Origin of the sequence: Streptomyces sp. NPDC050997 (assembly GCF_040660135.1) — a bacterium.
GTDB lineage: Bacteria > Actinomycetota > Actinomycetes > Streptomycetales > Streptomycetaceae > Streptomyces.
Genome location: NZ_JBFAGK010000009.1, coordinates 190,008 through 216,271, shown reverse-complemented (window position 1 = coordinate 216,271; position 26,264 = coordinate 190,008). Strand labels below are relative to the sequence as shown.

Annotated in this window: 25 protein-coding genes and 1 pseudogene; 17 read left to right on the top strand and 9 right to left on the bottom strand. The window is 71.5% G+C overall.

Annotation, left to right across the window (positions count from 1 at the left end):
* Positions 1–351, bottom strand: coding sequence for a glyoxalase (locus AB0H86_RS22240; RefSeq protein ID WP_362441207.1), 351 nt, complete (start codon positions 349–351; stop codon positions 1–3).
* Between the two features lie 249 nt (positions 352–600).
* The gene (locus AB0H86_RS22235) at positions 601–1,632 is read right to left on the bottom strand and encodes a LacI family DNA-binding transcriptional regulator (protein ID WP_362441204.1); all 1,032 of its coding nucleotides are present in this window, start codon (positions 1,630–1,632) and stop codon (positions 601–603) included.
* A 199-nt stretch (positions 1,633–1,831) separates the two neighbouring features.
* On the opposite strand from AB0H86_RS22235, the gene AB0H86_RS22230 reads away from it, so the two are divergent.
* The 12 genes from AB0H86_RS22230 (at position 1,832) to AB0H86_RS22175 (ending at position 13,573) form a co-directional block, all read left to right on the top strand.
* Positions 1,832–3,853: a beta-galactosidase gene (locus tag AB0H86_RS22230; RefSeq protein ID WP_362441201.1), complete on the top strand. Its 2,022-nt coding sequence runs from the start codon at positions 1,832–1,834 to the stop codon at positions 3,851–3,853.
* Between the two features lie 221 nt (positions 3,854–4,074).
* Positions 4,075–4,362 carry a helix-turn-helix domain-containing protein gene (locus tag AB0H86_RS22225; RefSeq protein ID WP_362441198.1) on the top strand — a complete coding sequence of 96 codons (288 nt, stop codon included), beginning with the start codon at positions 4,075–4,077 and terminating at the stop codon, positions 4,360–4,362.
* A 61-nt stretch (positions 4,363–4,423) separates the two neighbouring features.
* Positions 4,424–5,386, top strand: coding sequence for an SMP-30/gluconolactonase/LRE family protein (locus AB0H86_RS22220; RefSeq protein ID WP_362441196.1), 963 nt, complete (start codon positions 4,424–4,426; stop codon positions 5,384–5,386).
* A gap of 165 nt (positions 5,387–5,551) precedes the next feature.
* Positions 5,552–6,013 carry a fluoride efflux transporter CrcB gene (gene crcB, locus AB0H86_RS22215; RefSeq protein ID WP_362441193.1) on the top strand — a complete coding sequence of 154 codons (462 nt, stop codon included), beginning with the start codon at positions 5,552–5,554 and terminating at the stop codon, positions 6,011–6,013.
* Complete coding sequence (locus AB0H86_RS22210; protein ID WP_362441190.1) at positions 6,010–6,390, top strand: DUF190 domain-containing protein; 381 nt, start codon at positions 6,010–6,012, stop codon at positions 6,388–6,390. Before crcB (AB0H86_RS22215) ends, AB0H86_RS22210 begins: the two co-directional genes overlap by 4 nt.
* Positions 6,387–6,761, top strand: a complete 375-nt coding sequence (gene crcB / locus AB0H86_RS22205) for a fluoride efflux transporter CrcB (protein WP_362441187.1) — start codon at positions 6,387–6,389, stop codon at positions 6,759–6,761. Before AB0H86_RS22210 ends, crcB (AB0H86_RS22205) begins: the two co-directional genes overlap by 4 nt.
* Before the next feature lie 93 nt (positions 6,762–6,854).
* Positions 6,855–7,691 (top strand): undecaprenyl-diphosphate phosphatase, encoded by an 837-nt coding sequence (locus tag AB0H86_RS22200; protein WP_362441184.1) that lies wholly within the window; start codon positions 6,855–6,857, stop codon positions 7,689–7,691.
* A 165-nt stretch (positions 7,692–7,856) separates the two neighbouring features.
* A complete protein-coding gene (locus AB0H86_RS22195; RefSeq protein WP_362441592.1) occupies positions 7,857–8,534 on the top strand; it encodes a FadR/GntR family transcriptional regulator in 678 nt (225 codons plus the stop codon).
* On the top strand, positions 8,531–9,973 hold the full coding sequence (locus AB0H86_RS22190) for an amino acid permease (RefSeq protein WP_362441181.1): 1,443 nt from the start codon (positions 8,531–8,533) through the stop codon (positions 9,971–9,973). Before AB0H86_RS22195 ends, AB0H86_RS22190 begins: the two co-directional genes overlap by 4 nt.
* 32 nt (positions 9,974–10,005) lie before the next feature.
* The gene (locus AB0H86_RS22185) at positions 10,006–11,022 is read left to right on the top strand and encodes an asparaginase (RefSeq protein WP_362441178.1); all 1,017 of its coding nucleotides are present in this window, start codon (positions 10,006–10,008) and stop codon (positions 11,020–11,022) included.
* Positions 11,023–11,179: 157 nt separating this feature from the next.
* Positions 11,180–12,592, top strand: a complete 1,413-nt coding sequence (gene aspA, locus AB0H86_RS22180) for an aspartate ammonia-lyase (protein ID WP_362441176.1) — start codon at positions 11,180–11,182, stop codon at positions 12,590–12,592.
* Positions 12,593–12,640: 48 nt separating this feature from the next.
* Complete coding sequence (locus AB0H86_RS22175) at positions 12,641–13,573, top strand: glutaminase (protein WP_362441173.1); 933 nt, start codon at positions 12,641–12,643, stop codon at positions 13,571–13,573.
* Between the two features lie 48 nt (positions 13,574–13,621).
* Here AB0H86_RS22175 and AB0H86_RS22170 read toward each other — a convergent pair whose 3' ends face one another.
* A complete protein-coding gene (locus tag AB0H86_RS22170) occupies positions 13,622–14,386 on the bottom strand; it encodes an alpha/beta fold hydrolase (RefSeq protein ID WP_362441171.1) in 765 nt (254 codons plus the stop codon).
* A 194-nt stretch (positions 14,387–14,580) separates the two neighbouring features.
* Between AB0H86_RS22170 and mptB the strand changes: the two genes are divergently transcribed.
* Both mptB and AB0H86_RS22160 read left to right on the top strand, forming a co-directional pair.
* On the top strand, positions 14,581–15,975 hold the full coding sequence (mptB, locus tag AB0H86_RS22165; protein ID WP_362441168.1) for a polyprenol phosphomannose-dependent alpha 1,6 mannosyltransferase MptB: 1,395 nt from the start codon (positions 14,581–14,583) through the stop codon (positions 15,973–15,975).
* Positions 15,972–17,348, top strand: coding sequence for a glycosyltransferase 87 family protein (locus AB0H86_RS22160; protein ID WP_362441165.1), 1,377 nt, complete (start codon positions 15,972–15,974; stop codon positions 17,346–17,348). The genes mptB and AB0H86_RS22160 overlap by 4 nt, the downstream gene beginning before the upstream one ends.
* An 11-nt stretch (positions 17,349–17,359) precedes the next feature.
* Here the strand turns inward: AB0H86_RS22160 and AB0H86_RS22155 are convergent.
* The 4 genes and pseudogenes from AB0H86_RS22155 to AB0H86_RS22140 all read right to left on the bottom strand — a co-directional run.
* A pseudogene (locus AB0H86_RS22155) lies at positions 17,360–18,244 on the bottom strand (serine hydrolase); the annotation flags it as partial.
* Between the two features lie 91 nt (positions 18,245–18,335).
* Entirely contained in the window at positions 18,336–19,475 is a 1,140-nt protein-coding gene (gene rho / locus AB0H86_RS22150; RefSeq protein WP_362441162.1) for a transcription termination factor Rho, read from the bottom strand.
* 271 nt (positions 19,476–19,746) lie between these two features.
* On the bottom strand, positions 19,747–20,574 hold the full coding sequence (locus tag AB0H86_RS22145; protein WP_362441159.1) for a class I SAM-dependent methyltransferase: 828 nt from the start codon (positions 20,572–20,574) through the stop codon (positions 19,747–19,749).
* Between the two features lie 114 nt (positions 20,575–20,688).
* Complete coding sequence (locus AB0H86_RS22140) at positions 20,689–21,087, bottom strand: nuclear transport factor 2 family protein (RefSeq protein WP_362441156.1); 399 nt, start codon at positions 21,085–21,087, stop codon at positions 20,689–20,691.
* 70 nt (positions 21,088–21,157) lie between these two features.
* Between AB0H86_RS22140 and AB0H86_RS22135 the strand changes: the two genes are divergently transcribed.
* Positions 21,158–21,721 carry a PadR family transcriptional regulator gene (locus tag AB0H86_RS22135; protein ID WP_362441153.1) on the top strand — a complete coding sequence of 188 codons (564 nt, stop codon included), beginning with the start codon at positions 21,158–21,160 and terminating at the stop codon, positions 21,719–21,721.
* A gap of 5 nt (positions 21,722–21,726) precedes the next feature.
* On the top strand, positions 21,727–22,452 hold the full coding sequence (locus AB0H86_RS22130; RefSeq protein ID WP_362441150.1) for a class I SAM-dependent methyltransferase: 726 nt from the start codon (positions 21,727–21,729) through the stop codon (positions 22,450–22,452).
* Positions 22,453–22,536: 84 nt separating this feature from the next.
* Here AB0H86_RS22130 and AB0H86_RS22125 read toward each other — a convergent pair whose 3' ends face one another.
* Positions 22,537–23,703 carry a serine hydrolase domain-containing protein gene (locus AB0H86_RS22125; protein WP_362441147.1) on the bottom strand — a complete coding sequence of 389 codons (1,167 nt, stop codon included), beginning with the start codon at positions 23,701–23,703 and terminating at the stop codon, positions 22,537–22,539.
* A gap of 89 nt (positions 23,704–23,792) precedes the next feature.
* On the bottom strand, positions 23,793–24,761 hold the full coding sequence (locus AB0H86_RS22120; RefSeq protein ID WP_362441144.1) for an acetylxylan esterase: 969 nt from the start codon (positions 24,759–24,761) through the stop codon (positions 23,793–23,795).
* Between the two features lie 105 nt (positions 24,762–24,866).
* Between AB0H86_RS22120 and AB0H86_RS22115 the strand changes: the two genes are divergently transcribed.
* Positions 24,867–26,246: an 8-oxoguanine deaminase gene (locus tag AB0H86_RS22115; protein WP_362441141.1), complete on the top strand. Its 1,380-nt coding sequence runs from the start codon at positions 24,867–24,869 to the stop codon at positions 26,244–26,246.
* The last annotated feature ends 18 nt before the right edge of the window (positions 26,247–26,264 follow it).

Below are 26,264 nucleotides of genomic sequence, written 5' to 3'. Positions count from 1 at the left end.
TCAGGCGGGCGGGTCCTGCGTCAGCCCGATGATGTTCCCGTCCGCGTCCTTCACCGAGGCGATCAGCTTGCCGCCGCCGACGTCCTGGGCGTCCTGGAGCAGCTCCGCCCCGGCGGCCAGCAGCGCCGCGAGGCTCTCCCGGAGGTCGGTCACGTGCCAGTAGGGGACCGGACCGGTCATGCCCCGCGCGTGCCCGTTGGGGTCGAGGCCGACATCCTGCCCGGCGTCCCGGAACCCGACGTAGTACGACTCGTCGGCGTACGGTTCCACCCCCAGCAGCGCCGCGAACAGGGGCTTCGTCCGGGCGAGGTCCTTGACGGGGTAGATGATCGTCTTGAGGCCTGCGGTCATGGCGTGCTCCTCCGTACCGAGTGGACCCGACGGATGGTGTCGGTGGTCCCCACGCTAGGCCGGGGAGCGGGTGGCCGCTTCTTCGATCCTGACCGGTTGCCGTACGCCTGCCTGGCGACCGCCCGGCCGGATCGCCGGGCGGCTCGAACGTGGGGGCGGGGCCCGCTGCTTCCGGCCCCGTCGAGGTTCCCGACCGCGGGCGTGGGGCCGGTGTGCGTGACCGCGGTCGCCCGCCGGTCTCGGGTGCCGCTACGTCGACTCCCGCTTCACCAGCTCCGTCGGCAGAATCACCGCCGCCGGATCCTCGCCCCCTATCTGGGCCAGCAGCACCCGGACCATCTCCGTGCTGATGCGGTCCCAGGGCTGGCGGATGGTGGTCAGCTCGGGGCGGGCGGCGAGCGCGGCCGGTGAGTCGTCGAAGCCGCCCACCGCCACGTCCTGCGGCACCCGCCGACCCGACCGCTCCAGTGCCGTCAGCACACCCTGGGCCATCAGGTCGGAGGCGACGAAGACGGCGTCCAGGTCCGGGACCCGGGCCAACAGCAGCTCGGCACCCGCCTCGCCGCTGGCCCGGCTGTAGTCGCCGGAGACGATCAGCCGCTCGTCGATCTCGACGCCCGCCTCGCCGAGCACCTCCTTGTAGCCCGCGAGGCGTTCGACTCCGCCAGGGGTGTCCAGGGGGCCGGTGACCACGCCGACCCGGCGGCGGCCCAGTGAGAGCAGGTGGCGCACCATCTCCCGGGCGCCGTCCCGGTCGTCCGCCGCCACATAGCTCACCCGGGAACGGAGGCCGATCGGCTTGCCGCACGCGACCAGCGGGACACCCGCCTCACGCAGTTCCTCGGCGATCGGGTCCCCGGAATGGCTGGAGACCAGCAGCACCCCGTCGACGTGCCCGGCCGTGATGTACCGCGAGATGCGCCGCCGCTCGTCCTCGGTCCCGGCCAGCATCAGCAGCAGGGGGATGTCGTGCGCGGCCAGCGCCTGGGTGCAGCCGCGCAACAGGACGTTGAAGTTGGGGTCCTCGAAGAAGCGCTCCTGCGGCTCCGTCAACAGGAAGCCGATCGAGTCGGAACGCCCGGTGATCAGCGAACGGGCGTGCCGGTTGACCACGTAACCCGTCTTGCGGATCGCGGCGTTGACCGCCTCCTGGGCGGCGGGGCTGACATAGTGCCCGCCGTTGAGTACGCGTGAGACGGTGCCGCGGGAGACTCCGGCCTCCCGTGCCACGTCGTGGATCGTCGGCGGTTTGCGCCGGCCCCCCGCATTCTTCATGGTCACGACTTTACGGCTCTGCGGCGCGGATGGAGGTCCGCCCTTTCCCCGCGATGACGCGGCCCCGGCTCGGTACTCTGTGATCGTTCACAGCGCGCCTCGCATGCCGGCCCTTGGCAAAGCTCACCCCGGTACGGTTATCTTGGGCCGAGTGCCGCGGAGGTCGTGTGTGCACGTTCCCATCCCTCTGATTCGGGAGTGACCCATGCCGGAGACCGCCCCCAGGGGCCTCACCAGGCTCGCCTTCGGCGGGGACTACAACCCGGAGCAGTGGCCCGAGAGCGTCTGGCAGGAGGACGTCCGGCTGATGCGGGAGGCCGGTGTCTCCATGGTCAGCGTCGGGATCTTCTCCTGGGCCCTCCTGGAGCCCTCGCCCGGCAGCCACGACTTCGGCTGGCTGGACCGTCTCCTCGACCTGCTGCACTCGCACGGCATCCGCGTCGACCTCGGCACCCCCACGGTCGTACCCCCGGCCTGGTTCTACCGCGCGCATCCCGAGGCGCTGCCCGTGACGGCCGACGGCGTGCGCCACGCGTTCGGCTCGCGGGGCGCCATCTGCCACAGCAACACCGACTACCGCACGGCCGCCGCGAACATCACCACCCGGCTCGCCGAGCGCTACGCGAGCCACCCGGCCCTGGCGCTGTGGCACGTGCACAACGAGTACGGCGTTCCCGTCTCGGCCTGCTACTGCGACTCCTGCGCCGCCCACTTCCGCCGCTGGCTGGAGACGACGTACGGCACGGTCGACGCGGTCAACGAGGCCTGGGGCACCGCGTTCTGGGGCCAGCGCTACGCCGACCTCGAACAGATCGACCCGCCACGCACCGCGCCCACCGTCGGCAACCCGGGCCAGGCGCTGGACTACAAGCGGTTCGCCGACGCCACCATGCGCGAGAACTTCGTTGCGGAACGGGACATCCTGCACCGCCTCTCGCCCGGCATCCCGGTCACCACCAACTTCATGACCGCGCTCAGCCAGTGCGACTCCGTCGACTACTGGGCCTGGGGCCGCGAGGTCGACCTGGTCACCAACGACCACTACCTGATCACCGACGGCCGCCGCACCCACGTCAACCTCGCTATGGCCGCTGACCTCACCCGCTCGGTCGCGGGCGGCGCCCCCTGGCTGCTCCTCGAACACTCCACGTCCGGCGTCAACTGGCAGCCACGCAACCCGGCCAAGGCACCCGGCCAGATGGCCCGCAACTCCCTGGGGCACGTGGCCCGCGGCTCCGAGGGCGCGATGTTCTTCCAGTGGCGGCAGTCTCGGCGCGGCGCCGAGAAGTTCCACTCGGCGATGATCCCGCACGGCGGCACCGAGACCCGGGTGTGGCGCGAGGTGGTCGAACTCGGCGCGCACCTGGACTCGTTGAACACGATCCGCGGCACCCGGACCCAGGCCGACGTGGCCGTCCTGTGGGACTGGCACTCGTGGTGGGCGCAGAACCTCCAGTGGCACCCCAGCGCGGACCACGACCCCCGCGAACGCGCCGACGCCTTCTACGAGGCCCTCTACGACCGTCACCTCACAGTCGACTTCGCCCACCCGGAAGCCGACTTGTCGGCCTATCCCCTTGTCGTCGTACCCGCGCTCTACCTCATGACCGAGGCCGCCGGGAACAACGTCAGGCAGTACGTCGAGAACGGCGGCAGCCTCGTCGTCTCGTACTTCTCCGGCATCGTCGACGAGCACGACGCCGTCCACGAAGGCGCCTACCCCGGCCCGCTGCGGGACGTGCTCGGACTGACGGTCGAGGAGTTCTCGCCCCTGCTCCAGGGGGAGTCGGTGCGCATCGCCGGCCCCGACGGCTCCGAGCTCACCGGTGACGTGTGGACCGAGTTCGTGGTGCCGCGCGACGCCGAGACCGTGTGGACGTACGCCGACGGCCCGGCCGCCGGCCGTCCCGCCGTCACCCGGCACCGCCTCGGCGAGGGCACCGCCTGGTACGTATCCACCCGCCTCGACGCCCTGGGCCTGGACGCGCTGCTCGGCTGGGCCGTCGAGGACGCGGGCATCGCCACCCGCGCCGACCTGCCCCGGGACGTGGAAGTGGTGCGTCGCATCGGCGAGTCGGGCACCTACCTGTTCGCGATCAACCACACCGCCTCCGACGTCAAGGTGCCGCTGGACACGGACGGCACCGAACTGCTCACCGGGGAACGGGCGTCGGGCCGCCTGCCCCTCCCGGCGGGCGCCGTGCGGGTCGTACGACTCGACGGCTGAACCGGGGCTCCCCGTCGCCCGCGCGAGCACACGAGCCGCGGGCGACGGGGGTTTTCGCGTCCGAGCGGACAACGCTTTCCCAACAGGCCTGCGTCGTAAGGGAATTGTCAGACAGGCCTTATCCGGTACCGGACAAGCTTGCCCAGTCGCCGGACAGGGTGGCGTGCGCTGCGGGACAGTGGGAAGACGCGGTACGAGGGTGCTCGGACGGAGGGAACAGGATGCTGAGGACTCCCACCGGCGAGAGGCGCCTGCACATCCTCGAATGGCTGAAGGACCCCGCCGCGCACTTCCCGCCGCAGCGGCACGGCGACCTCGTCGAGGACGGTGTCACCGCGGACGCCGTCGCCCGCAAACTCGGCGTGAGCCGCTCGGTCGCCGAGACGCACCTCGGCCTCCTCGTGGACATCGGTCTGCTGCGCACCCGAAGAGTCCGGCGGCGCACCCACTACCGGCGCGACGAGATGCGGATCGCCGAAGTGGCGCGCATGTTCGAGAAGGGCTGGTAGACACCGGCCCGGCACGGGTACCCGCTCGCCCAGCCGTCTCCGACAGCAAGGGGAAGCGCAGATGGTCCGGCCCACAGCTCTCGTCCCCCGCCGCTACGTCGCGGTCGGCGGCCGTGGCCCCGAGGACGTGGTGGCCGACGCCCGCGGACGTGTCCTCACCGGAGTGGAGGACGGGCGCATCCTGCGTCTGGACAGGCTCACCGGACCCGCCGCACCCCGCGTCGAGGTGCTCGCCGAGACCGGCGGCAGGCCGCTCGGCCTCGAACTCCACCCGGACGGCACCCTGCTGGTGTGCGACGCCGGACGCGGTCTGCTGCGCGTCGACCTCGCCGACGGAGGCGTACGGGTCCTCGCCGACTCGGTGGCGGGGGAGCCGCTGCGGTTCTGCAGCAACGCGGTCGCCCTGTCCGACGGAAGTGTCTACTTCACCGTCTCCAGCCGCCGCTACCCCCTGGAGCAGTGGATCGGCGACATCGTCGAGCACACCGGCACCGGCCGCCTGCTGCGCCTCGCCCCCGGCAGTGACACGCCCGAAGTCCTCCTGGAGGGACTGCAGTTCGCCAACGGACTGGCCCCGAGCGGCGACGAGTCCTTCCTCGTCGTCGCCGAGACGGGCGCCCGCCGACTGACCCGCTACTGGCTCACCGGGCCGCGCGCGGGACACGGCGAGCCCTTCATGGACAACCTTCCGGGGATGCCCGACAACATCTGGCGGGCCGGGCCCAAGGGCCCTATCTGGGTATCGCTCGCCGGCTCCCGCGTCCCCCCGCTGGAGCGCCTGCACCGCGGCAGCCCACCCGTCCGCCGCGCCGCCGCCCGCCTTGCCGTCCGCGCCCCCTTCCGCCCCACCGGCACGATCGGCGTCCTGGCGGTCGACGACGACGGCCGGGTCGTCCACCACCTCGGCCGACGTCACTCCCGCTTCCGCATGGTCACCAGCGTCTGCGAGAGCGGGGACCACCTGGTCCTGGGCAGCCTGTGGGAGCACGGCGTCGCGGTCTGCGAGGCACCGGCCACGAAATGACCCCGGCCGGGCCCGGGGTTACCCTGTTGACCGGCCGCGATCACCCGCGCGGCGCGGCGGTGGGGCCCGCCGTACCCGAACCGCGGCAGGCCGCCGCCAACGGTCCCTACTTGCGAAGGCGCGCGCCCGGCTGCCCGGGCCCCGGCGAGTAGGAGACGCACGACCATGACAGCCCCGGAGACCGAGAACCATCCCGCCCCCGCGCGCACCCCACGGCGGGCCGACCGGCGCGGCCAGGCCCCCGTCGTCGCGGTGGTCGCGCTGGGCGGCGCCCTCGGTGCCACCGCCCGGTACGCGCTCACCCTGGCGTGGCCCGCCGAGCCCGGCCGATTCCCCTGGGCGACCTTCTGGACCAACGTCGTCGGCTGTGCCGTGATCGGCGTGTTCATGGTGGTCATCACCGACGTGTGGGCCGCCCACCGCCTGATCCGTCCCTTCTTCGGCACCGGTGTCCTCGGCGGCTTCACCACCTTCTCGACGTACGCCGTCGACATCCGGAACCTGGTCGACTCCGGCCACCCCCGCACCGGGCTGGCCTACCTCGCCGCGACCCTGCTCGCGGCGCTCACCGCGGTGTGGCTCGCGGTCGCGGCCACCCGCCGCGCCCTGAAGTGGAGGCAGCCATGACGAGGCTGACCGGCCGCGCCCTGCGCGTGACCGTCTTCGTCGGCGAGCACGACACCTGGCACCACAAGCCCCTGTACAGCGAGATCGTGCACCGGGCCCGCGCGGCCGGCCTCGCGGGCGCCAGTGTCTTCCGGGGCGTCGAGGGCTTCGGCGCCTCCTCCCTGATCCACACCTCGCGCCTGCTCTCCCTGAGCGAGGACCTGCCGGTGGCCGTGGTGATCGTCGATGACGAGGAGCGGGTCCGGGCCTTCCTGCCGCAGCTCGACGAACTCGTCACCGAGGGACTGGTGACTCTCGACGACTGCGAGGTCATCAGGTACTCCGGCCGGAAGAGCGAGCAGGACAAACCGGGCGCGAAAGGTAAGAAGTCGTTGTGAACTGGCTGCTGGTCGTCGTGGGCGCCATGGTCGGTGCCCCGCTCCGCTACCTCACCGACCGGGCCGTGCAGTCCCGGCACGACTCGGTCTTCCCCTGGGGCACCCTCGCGGTCAACGTCACCGGCTGTCTGATCCTCGGCCTGCTGACCGGCGCGGCGGCCGCCGGAGCCGCCGGTTCCCCCCTTCAGCTGCTCCTGGGCACCGGCCTGTGCGGGGCGCTGACGACGTACTCGACCTTCTCGTACGAGACCCTCCGGCTGACCGAGACGGGAGCCGGGCTCTACGCCGCCGTCAACGTGGTCGCGAGCGTGGTCGCGGGTCTGGGTGCGGCCTTCGCGGGAGTGGGCCTGGCGCAGGCGGTGTGGGAGTAGGGGTTCGACGGCGCGGACACGGGCTCGGCTCTCGCCCTCGTGTAGTAAGACTGTCCCCGCCGCACTGGCTCTCCCCGACAAGAACTGGATCCCATGAGCGTCATCAGCGTCGGTCAGGCTGTCGTCCTCGGAGCCGTCGAGGGGGTGACCGAGTTCCTGCCCGTCTCCTCCACCGGCCATCTGAAGATCGTCGAGGGGCTGATGAACATCCCCGTGGACGATGACGCCGTCGTCGGGTTCTCGGCCGTCATCCAGGTCGGAGCGATCGCCGCCGTGATCGTGTACTTCTTCAAGGACATCGTGCGGATCGTCTCCGCCTGGGGCCGGGGCCTGGCCGACCGGGAGGAGCGCTACCACCACGACTACAAGTTCGCCTGGTGGGTCATCTACGCCACGATCCCGATCGTCGTCGTCGGTCTGGCGGCCAAGTCGCTGATCGAGGGGCCGCTCGCCTCGCTGTGGGTGGTGGCCGGCTCGCTGATCGTCGGCAGCGGCGTGATGTGGGCGGCGGACCAGATGGGCCGGCACAAGCGCGGGGAGGACGACACCTCGTTCAAGGACGCGATGCTGGTCGGCGGCTCCCAGATCCTCGCCCTGCTCTTCCCCGGTTTCTCCCGCTCCGGCGCCACCATGTCCACCGCGCTGATCCTCGACCTGGACCGGGTGGCCGCCACCCGGCTCTCGTTCTTCCTCGGCATCCCCGCCCTGACCGGTGCCGGTCTGTACGAACTCAAGGACGCGCTGGGGACCGGGGTGGGCGCCGCGCCGCTCGCGGTCGGGACCATCGTCTCCTTCGTCGTCGCCTACGGCTCGATCGCCTGGCTGCTGAAGTTCGTGGCCAAGCACTCCTTCAACGCCTTCGTGATCTACCGGATCATCGTCGGCGTGCTGCTCTTCGGACTGCTGGCCACGGGCGGGCTGAGCAGCTGACCGTCGTCGTACGCGATGGGGCGTGAGAGCGCATTCAGGCTTCGCGCCCCATGAAATTCCCCTTTCGGATGCCTTGACAGGGGCCTCCCGCCACCCGGAGTATTCACTCCCGTGAACCTGTCAGACAGCCAGACAGCCAGTCAGGGCCCGCGCCGCGTCAGTGCCATGGAAGCGGTGCTCGGGCACCTGCGCGCCGCCATCGAGCGCGGTGACTACGCGATCGGCGACAAGCTCCCCTCCGAGGCGGAGCTGTGCCGCACCCTCGAGGTCTCCCGGCCCGTGCTGCGCGAGGCTCTGAGGGCCCTGCAGACCATGGGGCTGACCGTGTCCAAGACCGGCAAGGGCACCTTCGTCCTCGCCAACGCCGTCGAGGACCCCACCTTCGGCGACTACGCGGCCAGCGACCTGCTGGAGGTGCGCCGCCATGTGGAGATCCCGGTCGCCGGGTACGCGGCGCGCCGGCGCAGCCCGGAGAACCTCGACCACCTGGCCCACCTCCTGGACCGGATGGAGCGGGAGACCGACACCACCGCGTGGGTCGCGATGGACACGCTGTTCCACCTCGGCGTGGCCGAGGCGGCCCAGAACCCGGTCTTCCGCCGGGTCATCGAGGAGATCCGCGACGCCCTGGCCCGCCAGTCGGCGTTCCTCAACGAACTGGGCGGCCGTCGCGAGCAGTCCAACCGCGAGCACCGGGCGATCGTCGAGGCGCTGATGGACGGTTCCGAGACCGACGCGGTGGAGGCCATGGCCCATCATCTCGACCGCGTCGAAACCACCCTCACCGACATCGTGCGCCCCCAGCGCGCGGACACTCCCCTGGAAGGCGGACCCGAGGCGTGAGCGAGCAGCACCTCCAAGAGGCGACCCGTGAACAGACCGCGCACGTCGACGCCGGAGACGCCGGCTACAGCAAGTCCCTGAAGTCCCGGCACGTCAACATGATCGCCATCGGCGGCGCCATCGGCACCGGCCTCTTCCTCGGCGCCGGCGGCCGCCTCGCCGACGCCGGCCCCTCCCTGTTCATCGCCTACGCGGTCTGCGGGATCTTCGCCTTCCTGGTCGTCCGCGCCCTCGGCGAACTCGTCCTGTACCGGCCCTCGTCCGGCGCCTTCGTGTCGTACGCCCGCGAGTTCCTCGGCGAGAAGGGCGCCTACACCGCGGGCTGGATGTACTTCCTGAACTGGGCGACCACCGGCATCGCCGACATCACCGCGGTGGCCACCTACACCCACTACTGGGGCATGTTCTCCGACATCCCGCAGTGGGTGATCGCGCTGATCGCGCTCGCCGTGGTCCTCACCGTGAACCTGATCTCGGTGAAGATCTTCGGCGAGCTGGAGTTCTGGTTCGCCATCGTGAAGGTCAGCGCACTCGTGATCTTCATGTGTATCGGCATCTTCCTGCTGGTCACGCAGCACCCGGTGGACGGCGCCACCCCCGGCCCGTCCCTGATCACCGACAACGGCGGTCTCTTCCCCAGCGGCCTGCTGCCGATGCTGCTGATCATCCAGGGCGTCGTCTTCGCCTACGCCTCCGTCGAACTGGTCGGCGTCACCGCCGGTGAGACCGAGAACCCCGAGAAGATCATGCCGAAGGCGATCAACTCGATCATGTGGCGCGTGGGCATCTTCTACGTCGGCTCGGTCGTCCTGCTGTCGATGCTGCTGCCGTGGAACAAGTACACGTCGGGCGAGAGCCCCTTCGTGACCGTGCTGTCCAACATCGGCATCCCGGCGGCCGGCGGAGTGATGAACCTGGTCGTGCTCACCGCGGCCATGTCCTCGCTCAACTCGGGCCTGTACTCCACCGGTCGCATCCTGCGCTCCATGGCGATGTCGGGCTCAGCCCCCAAGTTCACGGGCGTGATGAGCCGCAGCCAGGTCCCGTACGGCGGCATCCTGCTCACCAGCGGCATCTGTGTCCTCGGCGTCGGCCTCAACTTCGTCGTCCCCGCCGACGCCTTCGAGATCGTGCTGAACTTCGCGGCGATCGGCATCCTCTCCACCTGGGGCATGATCATGGTCTGCCACCTGGTGTTCTGGCAGAAGACCCAGAAGGGCGAGCTCTCCCGCCCCGGCTACCGACTGCCGGGTTCCCCCTGGACCGAACTCGTGACGCTGGCGTTCCTCGCCTCCGTCCTGGTCCTCATGTACGCCGACGGCGGCGCGGGACGCACCACCGTGCTGTGCCTGCCGCTGATCGTCGGGGCCCTGGTCCTCGGATGGTTCGCCGTCCGGCGCCGGGTCGCCGCCACGTCCACTACCGGAACCGGCGCGTGACCCACGCGCCGCTCCCTGAGAAGCAGGCAGTGATGTACAGCAGTTTCGTCGCGGACGCACCCCTGATCCGCGAGCCCCTCCACGCTCCCGTCGCCCACCTGATACGCGGCGGGGTCGTCGAGGGCATCCACTACGGCTCCGTCGTCGTTCTCGGCGCCGACGGCGGGGTCCGGTTCCAACTCGGCGACATAGAGGCCGCCTTCTACCCGCGCTCGGCCCTCAAACCGGCCCAGGCCGTCGCCATGGTCCGGGCCGGGCTCCCGCTCGACGGCGAACTGCTCTCGCTCGCCGCCGCCAGTCACTCCGGCGAGGAACGCCACCTGGCCGGCAGTCGGCACATCCTGGAGCTCGCCGGGCTCACCGAAGCCGATCTGCGCAATGTGCGGGACCTGCCCTTCGACCCGGTCGTCCGCGACGACTGGATCCGGGCGGGCCGACCGCCCTCCCGGCTCGCCCAGAACTGCTCCGGCAAACACGCGGCCATGCTGTACGTCTGCAAGCTCAACGGCTGGTCCCTGGACGACTACCTCGACCCCGGGCACCCGCTCCAGCAGGCCATCGCCGAGATCGTCGAGGACCTCACCGGACAGCGCGTCGCCCAGGTGACCGTCGACGGCTGCGGCGCGCCCCTGTTCTCCGTCTCCCTGCACGGCCTGGCCCGGGCCGCCGCTCGTATCACCACCGCCGCCCCCGGCACCCCGGAGGCGCGGGTGGCCGACGCGATGCGTGAGCACGCCGAGATGGCGTCCGGCTCCGGCCGGGACGTCGCCGCGCTGATGCGGGCCGTACCGGGGCTTCTCGCCAAGGACGGCTTCGAAGGCGTCCATGTCGCCGCGCTCCCGGACGGCCGTGCCGTCGCCGTGAAGATAGCCGACGGGGCGAACCGGGCGCGTGTCCCAGTCGCCGCGGCCGCCCTGGCCCGGGCCGGCGTCGATCCCGCGACGCTCACCGAATTCGTGGGGGAGCCGCTGCTCGGGGGCGGAGAACCAGTCGGCTGTGTGCGGCCGGTGCGCGCGCTCGACCCGGTCACGCTCCCCCTGTGCGTCTGACGACAGACCGGCTGAGCGTCGTAGGGGGTTCTGTGTTCGACCGGCCGCGGCCCGGATGTGGCTGGTCGCGCAGTTCCCCGCGCCCCTTTGGGGGTTGGCCTGAGCGCCTGTCAGTACGGCGCCCCTCACCCTCTCAGAAAAGAGGACCCGCACCCTCATGACCACTGAAGCCACCCGTAGCGAACACGACCTGCTCGGCGACCGTCACGTCCCCGCCGAGGCGTACTGGGGCATCCACACCCTGCGCGCCACCGAGAACTTCCCCATCACCGGCACCCCGATCTCCGCCTACCCGCACCTGATCGACGCCCTCGCCGCCGTCAAGGAGGCCGCCGCCCTCGTCAACGAGGAGCTGGGGCTCCTGGACGCCAGGAAGGCCGCCGCGATCGTGGAGGCATGCCGTGAGATCCGCGACGGGAAGCTGCACGACCAGTTCGTCGTCGACGTCATCCAGGGCGGCGCCGGCACCTCGACCAACATGAACGCCAACGAGGTCGTCGCCAACCGGGCGTTGGAGCTGCTCGGGTACGCCAAGGGGGAGTACCGGCACCTGCGTCCCAACGAGGACGTCAACCTCGGCCAGTCGACCAATGACGTCTACCCGACGGCCGTCAAGATCGCGACGGTCTTCGCGGTACGAGGACTGCTCGAGGCGATGTCCGTACTGCAGGACGCGTTCGCCCGTAAGGCCGTCGAGTTCCATGACGTGCTCAAGATGGGCCGTACCCAGTTGCAGGACGCGGTACCGATGACGCTCGGTCAGGAGTTCTCCGCGTACGCCGTCATGATCGACGAGGACCGCAGCCGTCTCGCCGAGGCCGTCGCGTTGATCCATGAGATCAACCTGGGCGCCACGGCGATCGGGACGGGGCTCAACGCCCCCGCCGGGTACGCCGAGTCGGCCCGCCGACACCTCTCCGAGATCACCGGACTCCAGCTGGTCACCGCGGCCAACCTGGTCGAAGCCACCCAGGACTGCGGCGCGTTCGTCCAGATGTCCGGCGTGCTCAAGCGGATCGCCGTCAAGCTCTCCAAGAGCTGCAACGACCTGCGCCTGCTGTCGTCAGGACCCCGCGCGGGGCTCGGCGAGATCAACCTGCCGCCCGTGCAGGCCGGTTCGTCCATCATGCCCGGCAAGGTCAACCCGGTGATCCCCGAGGTCGTCAACCAGGTCGCCTTCGAGGTGATCGGCAACGACGTCACCATCACGATGGCCGCCGAGGCCGGACAACTCCAGCTCAACGCCTTCGAGCCGATCATCCTGCACTCCCTGTCGGAGTCCATCACCCACCTGAGCGCCGCCTGCCTCACCCTCGCCGAACGCTGCGTGGACGGCATCACCGCCAACACCGAGGCACTGCGCGCGAGCGTGGAGAACTCCATCGGCCTGGTGACCGCCCTCAACCCGCACATCGGGTACACCGCCGCCACCGACATCGCCAAGGAGGCCCTGCTCACCGGCCGCGGGGTCGCCGAACTCGTACTGGAGAAGGGGCTGTTGCCGGCCGCGACCCTCGCCGACCTGCTGCGCCCGGAGATCCTGGCAGGGAGCGGCGCCCCGCAGGCCTGAGCCCCGGGACGAGCAGGGGACGAGCACCAGGACCGGCCCGGAGGCACAATGGCGATCATGACTTCGTCCATGACCTTCCGGCCGGTCCTGGAGCGCATCGCCTCCGAGATCGCACGGGCCCCCGGCCTCGGCCGTCCCGCCGACTACATCCCGGCACTCGCGGCCCGCGATCCGCGCAGCTTCGGCATGGCCGTGGCGGAGCTGGACGGCACGGTGTACGGGGTGGGGGACTGGCGGGAACCGTTCTCCACGCAGTCCCTCACCAAGGTCTTCACCCTCGCGCTCGACCTGGCCCGCGAGGGCGACGAACTCTGGGAGCACGTGGGCCGGGAGCCCTCCGGCAATCCCTTCAACTCCCTGGTCCAGCTGGAGTACGAGAACGGCATCCCGCGCAACCCGTTCATCAACGCGGGCGCCCTCGTCGTCACCGACCGTCTCCACACCCGTACCGCGGACGCGGCCGGCGAACTGCTGGCCTTCCTGCGCTCCGAGTCCGGCAATCCGGCCCTGGACTTCGACCAGGAGGTCGCCGCCTCCGAGTCCGCGCACGGCGACCGCAACGCGGCCCTGGCCCACTTCATGGCGGCGTACGGCAACATCGACAATCCGATCCCGGTCCTGCTCGACCGGTACTTCCGGCAGTGCTCGACCACCGCGTCCTGCGCCGACCTCGCTCTGGCCACCACGTTCCTGGCCCGGCACGGCGTCCGCGCCGACGGCACCCGGCTGCTCACCCAGAGCCAGGCCAAGCAGGTCAACGCGGTGATGCTGACCTGCGGAACGTACGACGCGGCGGGCGACTTCGCCTACCGCGTCGGCCTGCCCTGCAAGAGCGGCGTGGGCGGCGGCATCATCGCGGTCGTCCCGGGCCGCTGCACGCTCTGCGTGTGGAGCCCGGGACTGGACGAGCGGGGCAACTCGGTCGCCGGGGTCGCCGCCCTGGACCGCTTCACGACGCTGACGGGAGTGTCGGTGTTCTGAACCCGCGTTCCGAACCGGCGGTTCCGATCCCGTGCCCTGAGCGGGCGCTCAGTCCAGGAACTCGTCCAGCAGCGGCAGCAGCAGGGCGGTGCGCCGCATCAGGTTCATATGGGTCGTCGCGGGCAGCACCGCCAGCCGCGCGTCGGGAATCAGCCGCCGCATCTCGGCGGCGTGCTCCACCCGTACGAAGTCGGTGTCGCCGATCACCAGCAGCGTGGGCGAGGACAGCGCGCGCAGGTCGTCGGCGGTCCAGGGCAGCGGGGCGTGGGCGGCGCCCGTGCACTTGGCGAGGAGGACCTGGAAGCGCTCGGGATGCGGGGCGGTCGCCGCGTAGGCGTCGGCCATCTCCTGGAAGTCGTCCTGGCTCGGCAGCCGCGGGGAGGTGTGGTCGAGGGTGCGGACCTCCTCGTGGTAGCCGTCCTGGGAGTACTGGGTGGCGGCGAGCACAAGCCGTCCGACGCGTTCCGGATGCCGCGCGGCGACCTCCAGCGCGGTCAGGCCACCCAGACTGAACCCGAGGAAATCAGCCCGCGGGATACCGAGTTCGTCCAGCAGCGCCACCACGTCCGAGGCCAGGAGCGGCACCGAGATCTCGCGGTCGATGTCGGCGGTGTGCCCGTGGCCCTGCAACTCGGGAGCCACGACGGGCCGAGAACCGGCCAGGGCGGGCAGAACCGCCGCGAACGTGAGACCCACGGTGAGGCCACCGCCGTGCAGCAGCACCAGGGGACGCTTCGTCCCGTCCTCGACGCCGTGCCGTTCGTAGTACATCTCCAGGCCGTTGACCTTGGCGTATCCGGTGCTCTTCGGCACGGCAACCACATCCGTTCTGTCGCGGTCCGCGTCGCGTCGGTCGGAGTCCGCGCAGCGGTCGGACATCAGTGGGACCGGCCCGGCACGCGAAACTCATCGGCGCCTCACGTGCCCGTCACACGCAGGCCCCCGCCCGGAGATCGGCAGGTCGCTTTCCGGCCACCCGACGTTGACACGCTTCCCCAGTGTTGGCCATGGCTTTTCCCGTCGATCTCCGCCGCTGCCAGGTACTCGGCCTGGTCGGAACCGCCTTCCTCGCGGCGGGAGGTGAGAGCGCGGGAGCGCTGCCCGTGCGGGAGCTGCTCGCCCCGTCCTCCGCGCACGCCGCGCTGGGCCTGGTCGGCGCGTATTTCGGCGTCGTCCTGCTGATCGCGGCCTGGGTGCTGCTCGGGCGGTTGATCCGGGGACCCGAGCCGCCCGGCCCGCGCGCCCTGATGACGGTCCTGGTGATCTGGGCGGCGCCGCTGCTGCTCGCGCCACCGCTGTTCAGCCGGGACGTGTACAGCTACCTCGCGCAGGGCGCCATGGTCGACGCGCACATGGACGTCTACGCGCACGGGCCCGCCCGGCTCGGCGGTCCGCTCGCCGCCGAGGTCTCCCCGCTGTGGCGGCACACCGGAGCCCCGTACGGCCCGGTCTTCCTCGGTGTGGCCTCCGCGCTGTCCGGGCTGACCCGGGGCGAGCTCCCCGCCGGTCTCTTCGGGATGCGGCTCGTCGCCCTGCTCGGCGTCGGGCTGATGGCGGCCGCGCTGCCCCGGCTCGCCCGGCACAGCGGCGCCGACCCGGCCGCCGCGCTCTGGCTCGGCGCACTCAACCCGCTGGTCCTGCTGCATCTTGTGGCCGGCGCCCACAACGACGCCATCATGCTCGGCCTGCTCGGCCTCGGCCTGGTCGCGGCACTGGGCCGCTGGCCGGTCCTGGGCGCCGTACTCGTCACCCTCGCCGCGCTGGTCAAGGCACCCGCCGTGCTCGGGCTCGTCGCGGTCGTCGCCCTCCAGGTACGCGCGGGCGGCGGGCGGACGAGGGCCGTCGCCACGACCGCGGCCGCGGCGACGGCCACCACGGTCGCCGCGACCACCGTCGCCGGCACGGGATACGGCTGGGTACGCGCCCTCGACACCCCCGTCTCCTCGCAGAACTGGGCCCTGACCAGCCTGCTCGGTCGCGCCACGGGGGCGCTGCTGGAACGGCTCGGCAGCGACCTGGCACCCCTGGCCGTCCCGGCCTGGCACGTCTTCGGCGTGGTGGCCGCCGTGGTCTCGGTCCTCGCCATATGGCTGCGGCTGCGTCCTCGGCCGGTGTACGCGCTGGGCCTGAGCCTGGCGGCCGTGGCCGCCTTCGGGCCGGCGATCCGCCCCTGGTACGCCCTGTGGGGGCTGTTTCTCATCGCCGCCGCCGCACCCAGTTCCTCGGTACGACACCGGGTGGCCGCCGTGACGGGCGTGCTCGCGCTCGCCGCCCTGCCCAGCGGCGGCCCGGCCGACACCGGACAACTGATCCTCGCGGTCTGTGGCGGACTGCTCGCCGTGGTCGTCCTGTGGCAGGCCCGTCAGGCGGAACTGGCGCCGGCGCCGGGGCGTACGGCATGACACCGTCCCGCACCGACCGCACACGGCTGCTGCTCCTGTTCGCCCTCGCCGCCACCGTGACCGTGTTCACCGCGACCGTGCCGCTGCTGCGCGACTGGTTCGACCTGCGCGTCTACCACGGGGCCGTCGACCACTGGATCCACCACGGCGGCCGGATCTACGACTACCGGGTGCCCGGGACGCCGTACGGCTTCACCTATCCGCCGTTCGCGGCCGTGGCCATGCTGCCGATGGCACTGCTCGGCCTGCACACGGCGATCGCCGTGGCCCTGCTGCTCAACCTGGCGGCCCTGGCCGTGGTGCTGCGCATCCTCACCGGACCGGCCTGGCGGCGCTACGGCTGGTACGGCTGCGCCCTGGGCGCCTGTCTGCTCGCGCTCTTCGAACCGCTGCGCGACACCATCAGCTTCGGCCAGGTCAACCTCCTGCTGCTGGCCCTCGTGCTGACCGACGCCCGGCTGCTGGCGACCGGCCGGGAACGGTGGGCCGGGGTCGGGATCGGCCTCGCCGCCGCGATCAAGCTCACGCCCGCGCTCTTCATCGGTTTGCTGCTGCTCGCCGGCCGGCGACGGGAAGCGGTCCGTGCCACGGCCGTCGCCGCCGGAGCGACCGCGTTCGCCGCCTGCGTGGCCCCGGACGCCTCCCGCTACTACTGGACCGTGGCGATGTGGGACACGACCCGGGTGGGCCGCCTGGACTACGTCTCCAACCAGTCCCTGCAAGGGATCCTGGCCCGGCTCGGCGAGCCGGACCGTGCGGTGTGGGCGGCGGCGGTGCTGCTGGTCCTGTGCGTGTGGGCGAGCCGGAGCCGGCGGGCGGTAGCGGCGGGGGAGTGGCCGACCGCGTTCGCGCTCACCGGCCTCACCGCGTGCCTGGTCAGCCCGATCACCTGGGTGCACCACCTGGTCTGGCTGCTGCCGTCCTTCGTGGTCCTGGTCCGCGCCGGGCATCCACGGGTCGCGGGCGCCCTGTACGCGGTGCTGTGCACCAGCGTGGTCTGGCTGTGGTTCGACGACGCGTCCGGCGTCGACGGATTCCTCGGCAGCAACACCTACACATGGATCACGCTCGGACTGCTGCTGTGGCTCCCGGTCGGTCAGCTCCGCTCCGCACGGCCGGCCCTGAGCCGCAGCGCCAGCGCGACGGCAGCGGCACCGAGCACGGCGGCACCCGCGATCGCACCCGTGTCCGGCCATCCGGGCCTGTCGTCCCCGGCCGGCGGCACAGCGGCGGGCAGCGAGGCCGGTCCGGGGCGAGGCCGCACCCGGAGCGCGTCCAGCGATCCCACCGGCTCGACCTGTCCGGCGGCGGCGAATCCCCAGTCGAGCAGCGCCCGCGCCTCCTCGTACACGGCGAAGCCCCCGCCCGCCTGAGGGTTCAGTACCGTCACGACCAGCGTGCGGCCGCCGCGGCGGGCGGCGGCGACGAGCGTGTTGCCGGCGTTGCTGGTGTAGCCGTTCTTGACGCCGATCAGCCCCTCATAGGGCTGTACCCCGTTGGAGCCGCTCAGCAGCCGGTTGGTGTTGCGGATCGGGTACGACCATCCGCCGGCGCCCGGGAAACGGGCCACGACCGTGCCGCAGTACCGCGCGAACTCCGGGTTGCGCAGCCCGGCCCGGCCGAAGACGGCGAGGTCGTACGCCGAGGACACCTGGCCCGGCGTGTCGTACCCGTCGGGCGACACCACACGCGTGTCACGGGCCCCGAGGGCGCGGGCCCTGGCCTGCATCCGCACGGCCGCGGAACGCCAGCCGCCGGTCAGCTCGGCCAGCACGTGCACGGCGTCGTTGCCCGAGTTGAGGAAGACCCCGCGCCACAGGTCGGAGACCTGGTAGGTGCGCCCCTCGGCGACCCCGACCAGGCTGCTGCCGGCTCCGATCCCGGCCAGCTCCTCCGCGCGGACCGTGTGCCGGAGTCCTGGCGGGAGGGACGGCAGCACGGTGAGGGCGAACAGGGTCTTCAGGGTGCTGGCGGGCGGCAGTCTGCGGTGCGCGTTGTGGGCGGCGAGCACCTCGCCGGTACGGGCATCGGCCACCAGCCACGCCAGCGCGGAGACGTTCGGCACCTCCGGGGCCCCGGCGTGCGTTTGGGCGTGGATGCCGGAGCGGTACAGCAGGGCGGGCTGCGGGCCGGTGGCGTGCGAGCCGCCCGGTGCGCCGGGATTCGCCCCGCCGCGGGCCGCCACGGCGGCGGGTGCGAGCGCGAGCAGGCCCGCCAAGCAGATCGCGCAGGTGGACACGGCAGTCCGGGAAGTAAATACGATCGTCATACCGCAAACGTAGGAACGGGTCCGCCGAACCAGGCGCTGCCCGGGCCGAGCGGGGCCTGCGAGCACCCGGATGCCGCATGCCGAGTCGACGTCAGGCAGGCAGTGTCGGCTGGATCCTGCGCAGGAACGTCGCGTTGTCCGGGGTCTCGCGCATCCGCTCCAGCAGGGTCTCCAGGTTGGTCTGGCCGTCCCGGGTCTGCAGGGCGCGGCGCAGGCCCTGCGCGGTCACCAACTCGGCCGGGGACAGCAGGAGTTCCTCGCGGCGGGTGCCGGACGGGTTGATGTCGAGGGCCGGGAAGACGCGGCGGGAGGCGAGCTCACGGCTGAGGCGCAGCTCCATGTTGCCGGTGCTCTTGAGCTCCTCGAAGTAGAAGTCGTCGGCGCGGGAGCCGGTCTCCACCAGGGCGGTGGCGAGGATGGTGAGCGAGCCGCCCTCCTCAGCCAGCCGGGCGGCGCCGAAGAACCGCTTGGGGCCGATGAGCGCGGTCGCGTCGACGCCGCCGCTGAGGGTGCGGCCACCGGCGGCGGCCGCGTTGTTGTGGGCCCGGCACAGCCGGGTGAGGGAGTCGAGGAGGATGACGACGTCCTCGCCCGCCTCGACGAGCCGCTTGGCCCGCTCGATCACGAGCTCGGCGAGGGCGATGTGCTGCTTGGGTGCCTTGTCGAAGGTCGAGGCGTACACCTCGCCGCGCACGGAGCGCCGCATGTCGGTGACTTCCTCGGGGCGTTCGTCGAGCAGCACCACCATCAGCCGGGCCTCGGGGTGGTTACCGGCGACGGCGGCCGCGATCTGCTGGAGCAGGACCGTCTTGCCGGTCTTGGGCGGGGCCACGATGAGCCCGCGCTGGCCCTTGCCGACGGGGGCGAGGAGATCGGAGACGCGGCCGGTCAGCCCGGCCGCCGGGTGTTCGAGGCGAAGCCGCTCGCGGGGGTGCAGCGGGGTCAGGTCATGGAAGTGGCGGCGGCCCCGCTGCTCGTCGGGCATACCCCCGTTGATCCGGGCGACCTCGGTCAGGACGCGCTGGGCGCCGCGTACGCCGTCGACGAGGTCGCCCTTGCGCAGGCCGTACCGGCGGATCAGCTGGGGAGGGACCTGGAGGTCGGAAGGCGAGGGCAGCAGGTCCGGGGACCGCAGGTGCCCCTTCCCGTTCGCGTCGATGTCGAGGACGCCGGTGGCGACCCGGGCCGGGAGCTGCTGCTGTACAGGAGGGTGTTCGAGTGTGGTGGTCATGAGGGGTGGTCCTTTCACGGACGGAAATGCGTGAGGCATGCGAAGGAAGGGGTGAAACCGCGAGGAAGGCGGAGTGAGAACACGCCTCGGCGGTGGGAACAACACCTCGGGTACGACTGGGAAGCCGTTGATGAGGTGGTGCGGGAAAAGTCGATGCGCCGACCGGTGAAACGGAGGCTGTTCGACTGTCTGAAGAGAACTTGCACCGGCGCCCGGATACCGGGCGTACACAAGTGCTACCCGCAATGTAGCACGCTCTGTGAGTTGGCGCTCAGCGGGCGGCCAGCAGGCCGTACAGCAGGGGAACGCGCGGTGCGGGAAGCCGCCACCAGCCGGACGGCGTGCGGACCATCTGCGGCCAGCGCTGCCAGGGAAGTTCGTCGCTCTCCCGCAGCCGGCGGACGGTCAGTCCCGCTGTGGTCAACGCGTCGACGACCTCTCCTATTCCGTGCGTCCACTCGTAGCTGTCGGTGGCGTGCGCGACGGCCGGGCCGTCGGTGTAGGTGTGAGTGGCGTCCCGGTGCACGGGCCCGTCGCCGCCCAGGTAGTCGTGGCGCAGCAGCAGTTCGGGTCCCTCGCCTGGGGCGGGCTTCGGGCCCAGCGAGTTGAGCAGCGGATGAAACTCGACGATGTACAACAGGCCGCCGGGGCGCAGCAGTTGGGCGACCACCTCGGCCCAGCGCGGTAGGTCGGGCAGGTAGCACAGGGCGCCCTTGCCGGTGTAGACGACGTCGAACCGCCGTCCGTCCAGGGCCTCTACGGCGTCGTACACGTTGGCCCGCACGTAGTCGACGTCGGCGCCCGCCTTCGCCGCGATGCCGGCTGCCGCGGCCATGGACGCCGCGGAGAAGTCGAGACCGACGGCCCGGGCCCCGCGTCGGGCGAAGGCGATCGTCTCGGTGCCGAGGTGGCACTGCAGATGGAGCACGTCCCGGCCGGTGAGGTCGCCGAGGTCGTCCCACTCGAAGGCGGCGAACCAGCGCTCGGGGTCGAGGTCCTCGTCGAGGCCGTAGAACCTGCTGGCGAGATGGACGGGGGTGCGGGCGTCCCAGTTCGCCTGGTTGGCCCGCATCAGCCGCGCGTGCTCGTCTGTGCTCATGCGGACATCCAACCGTGGACAGCCCCGTCGGCAGAGTAGGCGAACCGGACGACATCGCGCGCGTGGCGGCCTTCCCCTGCTTCGAGGAGGCCGCTTCGTCAGATGGCTGGACGCTCAGCCGAGCCGCGCCTGCGCCTCCTTGGTGATCTCTTCGAACTGTGCGCCCATGGCCGCGGACAGGGCCTGGGCGCCCGACAGCGGTCGGACCATGACCGTGAACTCGTCGATCAGACCGTCCTCGTCGAGGTGGATGAAGTCGCAGCCGTCGATCTCGCGCTCGTCTACCTTCGCCGTGAAGACCAACGCGTGGTCGCGGCCGTCCGCGCCGCTCAGCTCCCGCACATAGCGGAAGTCCTCGAAGACCCGTGAGACGCCGCGCAGGATCGCCGCGGTGATGGCTTTGCCGGCATACGGCTTGAAGGCGACGGGACTGGTGAAGACCACGTTCTCGGCCAACAGCGCCTCGGCGGCATCCAGGTCGCGTGCCTCGATCGCCTTGCGGAATGCGTGCACCGGGATCCTCCATAGTCAAATAGTTGAGTAGGTGCGGAGTAGATTAGTCACGTCCTGCTAGCGTGTCCATATGTCTTTGAAGTACGCCGTCCTCGCCGCCCTGCTGGAGGGTGAGGCCTCGGGCTACGAGCTGTCGAAGGTGTTCGACGTGTCGCTCGCGAACTTCTGGCCGGCCATGCCCCAGCAGCTCTACCGGGAACTGGAGCGCCTCGCGCGGGACGGGCTGGTCGAGGCCCGGGTGGTGCAGCAGGAACGGCGGCCCAACAAGCGGATGTTCACGCTGACCGCGGCCGGCCGGCGGGAGTTGGCCGACTTCGCCGTGGAGCCGGTCCGGCGGCCAACGGTCCTCCGCGACGAACTGATGGTCAAGATCCAGTCCATGGACGGCACCGACCCGCGGGCGACCCGTGCCCTGGTCGAGGAACGCATGGCATGGGCCCGGGGAAAACTCGGCCGCTACGAGCGGGTGCGCGAAAGGCTCCTCGCCGGGCGTACGGAGGAGGAATACCTGAGGGACGCCGAGCGCGTCGGCCCCTATCTCACGCTCATGGCGGGCATCAACTTCGAGGCGGAGAACGTGCGCTGGTGCGAGCGCGTTCTCTCGATCCTCGGACAGCGCGCTCCCCTAAGCTGAAGCGGATGTTCAGCCCCGAAGGCCCCCGACTCCGCGAACTCGCCGTGCAGGCCCTGTCGTCCGTCGAACGCGGCTACGACCTGCTCGCCCCGAAGTTCGACCACACCCCCTTCCGCACCCCCGACTCGGTGCTCGACGCCGTCGCCTCGGCGCTGCGCCGCACCGGCCCCTTCGACACCGGGCTCGACCTGTGCTGCGGGACCGGCGCCGGGGTCGGCGTGCTGGCGCGGGTGTGCCGACACGGGGTGACCGGGGTCGACTTCAGCGCCGGCATGCTCGCGGTGGCCCGGGAACGGGTACGGCCCTCCGGCCCGCGTGTCTCCTGGGTGCGCGCGGACGCCCGCGCGCTGCCGTTCGGGCCCGCCTTCGACCTCGTCGTGAGCTTCGGGGCGTTCGGACACTTCCTGCCGCGCGAACTGCCGGGCCTGTTCGCGCAGGTCCACTCGGTGCTGCGGCCGGGCGGGGCCTTCGCCTTCCCCGTCGTCGCCCCGCCGCGCCCCGCCTCCCGCGCCTACTGGATGCTGCTCGCCTTCGACATGGCGATGCGGGTGCGCAACGCGGTGTGGCGGCCGCCGTTCGTCATGTACTACCGCGCCTTCCGGATGGGCGACGTACGACGGGAGTTGGAGCGTGCGGGATTCCGGGTCGAGCTCCAGCCGCTGCCCGAGTTCGGGCGGCGACGGGACGGCAGCCCACGGGTCCGGATGGTCGTCGCCCGTCGGCTGCCGTAGCCGATCAGACGGACGGACGCGTCCGGGCCGACCGCGGATTGCGGGCCGCGGCCAACCGCCGGTGCCCGTGACGGGCCCGTGTGGTCACAGCGCGCCGTACAGGGCGTCCACGAGGGCCATCTTCCGCGGGTCGTCGGCGATATGGGGTCCCATACGGTTCATCACGTACCCCAGCGACACTCCGGCGTCCGGATCGGCCAGACCGCACGAGCCGCCGAAGCCGTCGTGGCCGAAGGCGCGCGGATTGGGCCCGTACGAACCGTTCGGCCCACTCAGCCACAGACCCAGCCCGACCTCGGTCTCGCTCTCGAAACCTGCGCCCAGCACCAGATCGCGGCAGCTGCCCTGGCCCTCGCGCACCCGCTCCGCGGCCTCGGGGGACAGGACGCGGCGACCGTCGTACCCGCCCTTGCCCGCGAAGATCCCGTAGAGCGCGGCGACGGCCCGCGCGGTGCCGTGGCCGTTCAGGGCGGGGAGCTCTGCGGCCCGCCACTCGGGTGAGTTGGCCGCGACCGCGTCGAGCCCGGGGTTGGTCAGGGCCGCGAGCGCGGCGGGCGCCAACTGGCTGAAGATCGCCGCCTGTTCGCTGCTCGCCGTGACGGGCGGCTGCACCAGCTCGGCCGCCCGCCCGGCCTCCCGCTCCGGCAGCCCGATGGTGAAGTCGATCCCGAGCGGCCCGGTCACCTCCCGCCGCAGGAACGCGCCGGGCAGCAGTCCCGAGACCCGCCGCACCACCTCCCCGACCAGGAAGCCGTAGGTCGTCGCGTGGTACCCCGACCGTGTCCCCGGCTCCCACCAGGGCTCCATCGCGGCCAGGCGCTTCGTGGTCAACTCCCAGTCGTACAGCTGGGCGAGCGAGTGCGGCTCACGCAGGCCGGACAGCCCGGCCCGGTGCGACAGCAGATGACGTACGAGGACCTTCTCCTTGCCGGCCGCGGCGAACTCGGGCCAGTACGTGGCCACCGGCGCGTCGAGGTCGAGCAGACCCCGGTCGGCGAGGACATGGGCGCACAGAGCCACCGGCCCCTTCGTCGTCGACCACACGTTGACCAGCGTGTCCCGCTCCCAGGGGCGGGTGCCCGCCGCGTCGGCGCGACCTCCCCACAGGTCCACCACGGTCTCGCCGTCGACGATCACGGTGACCGCGGCACCCAGCTCCTCGCGGTCCCGGAAGTTCTCCTCGAACGCCGTTCGCACCGCGGCGAAGCGTTCGTCGCAGTGGCCGTGCACCTCGGAATCGTGCTGGGACATGGACCCTCCGTCGTCCGCCGGAACCCCGGTCCGCTGTGGCGCGGACCGGGGTTCCGAACGTACCGACTGGTCGGACTGGAGGGAAGGTCTCAGGCGAAGGACCGCAGCCAGCGCACCTTGGCCGCGTCCTGGTAGGGGCCGCCGCCCTCGTGGTCGTTGAACTCGTACACCTCGATCGCCTTCTCGTCGTGCGCCCAGGCGTTGAAGGCGGCGAAGACGGTGGAGGGCGGGCAGGTCTGGTCCTCCAGGGCCGCAGAGAACAGCGCCGGGGCGTTGCCACGCGCCGCGAAGTGCACACCGTCGAAGTAGGAGAGGGTGCGCAGGGCCTCCTCGGTGTGGCCGCGGTGCGTCTTGAGGTACAGGCCGATCTCACGGTAGGGGTGACGGTCCGTCAGGGTCGCCGCGCGCGGGTAGTCGCACAGGAACGGCACGTCCGGCGCGACCGCCGCCAGGTCCGGAACCAGGCCGCCCACCGCGATCGAGATGCCGCCGCCCTGGCTGGACCCGAGGGCGACCGTGCGCGCGGGGTCGGCCAGCGGATGCGAACGGGCCGCCTCCACCGCCCGCACGCCGTCCGTGAACACCCGGCGGTAGTAGTAGTTGTCGGGGGCGTCGATGCCCCGGGTCATGAAACCGGGGTAGGCGGGCGCCCCGCCCACCGGGTCCGGGGTGCCGCCACCGCCGCCCCAGGCGCTGCCCTGTCCCCGGGTGTCCATCACGAAGTGCGCCCGGCCCGTCGACGCCCACAGCAGATGCTCGTGCGGCAGCCCGCGCCCGCCGCCGTACCCGATGAACTCCACGACCACCGGAATGGGCGCGGAGACCTCGGCGGGGATCGTGAACCAGCCCTTCACCGGGTGGCCGCCGAACCCGGCGAACGTCACGTCGTACACCTTCACCGTGGACAGGCCCGTGTCGACGTACTCGAAGCGGGCGTCCAGGTCGTGCGAACGGGCCTCGTCGAGCGTCTTGGACCAGAACGTGTCGAAGTCCGCGGGCGCGGTCGACGCACTGCGGTACTCCCGGAGTTCGTCGAGGGGAAGGTCGAACAGGGCCATGGGGGACCGCCTTGTGTGAAGAGTGAGCGCGGATGATCACACCGTACGTGCGTGGTAGGACGTATCGCCAGATCTTTACCCCGGTATCCGCCCTACGATGACGCCATGACTTCTGCCGCCACAGTGCCCGCCGACGCAGTGGAACTGCTGGTCAGGGATGCGGAGCTGCTCGTCGTCGACAGTGAGCGGGAGATCCCGGGCGGCTGGGTGGCCGTCGTGGGTGGTCGGGTCACCTCAGTCGGATCTCCCGGGAGCGAGCCCACAGCCCGCAGGACCGTCTCGGCGGCGGGACGGCTCGTCACGCCCGGTCTGATCAACACGCACCACCACATCTACCAGAATCTCACCCGCTCCTACGCGCCCGCCGTGAACGGCTCGCTGTTCGACTGGCTCACCACCCTGTACCCGTTGTGGGCCGCCCTGGACGAGGAGGCCGCCCATGTCTCGGCGTACGTCGGTATGGCCGAGCTGCTGATGGGCGGCTGCACCACCTCGTCGGACCACCTCTATGTCCACCCCCGCCCGCGCCTCGTGGACGCCGAGATCCGGGCCGCCCGCGAGATCGGCTTCCGCTTCCACGCCACCCGCGGCTCGATGACCCGATCCGTGCGGGACGGGGGACTGCCGCCGAGGAGCGTCACCCAGACCGACGAGGAGGTCCTCGCCGACAGCGAGCGGGTCATCCGCGCCCACCACGACCCCGAACCCGGTGCGCTGATCCGGGTCGCGCTCGCGCCCTGCTCGCCCTTCTCGGTGACCAAGGGCCTGATGACGGCGACCGCGGAGCTCGCCGAGCGGTACGACGTACGGCTGCACACCCATCTCGCCGAGGACCGCGACGAGGACACGTACTGCCAGGAGACCTACGGCTGCCGACCCGTCGAGTACTTCGAGGACACCGGGTGGATGAGCGACCGCACCTGGGTCGCCCACTGCATCTACCCCGATGACGACGAGCTGCGCCGCCTCGCCGCCGCGGGCGTCGGCGTGGCGCACTGTCCCAGCTCCAACATGCTCATCGGCGGGGGAACGGCGCGGGTCCGTGACATGCGTGAGCTCGGGCTGCCGGTCGGCATCGGCTGCGACGGGTCCGCCTCCACGGACCACGCCTCGCTCTGGATGGAGACACGCAACGCGCTGCTGCTCGGCCGCTTTCGAGGTGGTCCCGGCGCGATGACGGCACGGGACGCCCTCGACATCGCGACCCGCGGCTCGGCCCGCTGCCTGGGCCGCGCCGACGACCTGGGCCACCTGCGGCCCGGAGCGTGCGCCGACCTGGTCGTCTGGGACCTGCACGAGGTCGCACTCGCCGGCGCGCTGAGCGACCCGGTGGAGGCGTGGCTGAGGTGCGGGCCCGCGCGAGCCTGGACGACGGTGGTGGCGGGCCGGATTCTGGTCGACCGGGGAGAGCCGGTGCTGCCCGGGCTGGCGGACGCGTTGCGGACACACAGGGTGATCGCGAGGCGGATGCAGCAGGGCGCGTGACCGACACGGAGCACGGGG

Bases quoted from the DNA above. Each gene is read 5' to 3' on its own strand.
- AB0H86_RS22240 (WP_362441207.1), bottom strand. From the start codon at position 351: ATGACCGCAGGCCTCAAGACGATCATCTACCCCGTCAAGGACCTCGCC.
- AB0H86_RS22230 (WP_362441201.1), top strand. From the start codon at position 1,832: ATGCCGGAGACCGCCCCCAGGGGCCTCACCAGGCTCGCCTTCGGCGGG.
- AB0H86_RS22225 (WP_362441198.1), top strand. From the start codon at position 4,075: ATGCTGAGGACTCCCACCGGCGAGAGGCGCCTGCACATCCTCGAATGG.
- AB0H86_RS22220 (WP_362441196.1), top strand. From the start codon at position 4,424: ATGGTCCGGCCCACAGCTCTCGTCCCCCGCCGCTACGTCGCGGTCGGC.
- crcB (WP_362441193.1), top strand. From the start codon at position 5,552: ATGACAGCCCCGGAGACCGAGAACCATCCCGCCCCCGCGCGCACCCCA.
- AB0H86_RS22210 (WP_362441190.1), top strand. From the start codon at position 6,010: ATGACGAGGCTGACCGGCCGCGCCCTGCGCGTGACCGTCTTCGTCGGC.
- AB0H86_RS22200 (WP_362441184.1), top strand. From the start codon at position 6,855: ATGAGCGTCATCAGCGTCGGTCAGGCTGTCGTCCTCGGAGCCGTCGAG.
- AB0H86_RS22195 (WP_362441592.1), top strand. From the start codon at position 7,857: ATGGAAGCGGTGCTCGGGCACCTGCGCGCCGCCATCGAGCGCGGTGAC.
- AB0H86_RS22185 (WP_362441178.1), top strand. From the start codon at position 10,006: ATGTACAGCAGTTTCGTCGCGGACGCACCCCTGATCCGCGAGCCCCTC.
- aspA (WP_362441176.1), top strand. From the start codon at position 11,180: ATGACCACTGAAGCCACCCGTAGCGAACACGACCTGCTCGGCGACCGT.
- AB0H86_RS22175 (WP_362441173.1), top strand. From the start codon at position 12,641: ATGGCGATCATGACTTCGTCCATGACCTTCCGGCCGGTCCTGGAGCGC.
- mptB (WP_362441168.1), top strand. From the start codon at position 14,581: ATGGCTTTTCCCGTCGATCTCCGCCGCTGCCAGGTACTCGGCCTGGTC.
- AB0H86_RS22160 (WP_362441165.1), top strand. From the start codon at position 15,972: ATGACACCGTCCCGCACCGACCGCACACGGCTGCTGCTCCTGTTCGCC.
- rho (WP_362441162.1), bottom strand. From the start codon at position 19,475: ATGACCACCACACTCGAACACCCTCCTGTACAGCAGCAGCTCCCGGCC.
- AB0H86_RS22145 (WP_362441159.1), bottom strand. From the start codon at position 20,574: ATGAGCACAGACGAGCACGCGCGGCTGATGCGGGCCAACCAGGCGAAC.
- AB0H86_RS22135 (WP_362441153.1), top strand. From the start codon at position 21,158: ATGTCTTTGAAGTACGCCGTCCTCGCCGCCCTGCTGGAGGGTGAGGCC.
- AB0H86_RS22130 (WP_362441150.1), top strand. From the start codon at position 21,727: ATGTTCAGCCCCGAAGGCCCCCGACTCCGCGAACTCGCCGTGCAGGCC.
- AB0H86_RS22125 (WP_362441147.1), bottom strand. From the start codon at position 23,703: ATGTCCCAGCACGATTCCGAGGTGCACGGCCACTGCGACGAACGCTTC.
- AB0H86_RS22120 (WP_362441144.1), bottom strand. From the start codon at position 24,761: ATGGCCCTGTTCGACCTTCCCCTCGACGAACTCCGGGAGTACCGCAGT.
- AB0H86_RS22115 (WP_362441141.1), top strand. From the start codon at position 24,867: ATGACTTCTGCCGCCACAGTGCCCGCCGACGCAGTGGAACTGCTGGTC.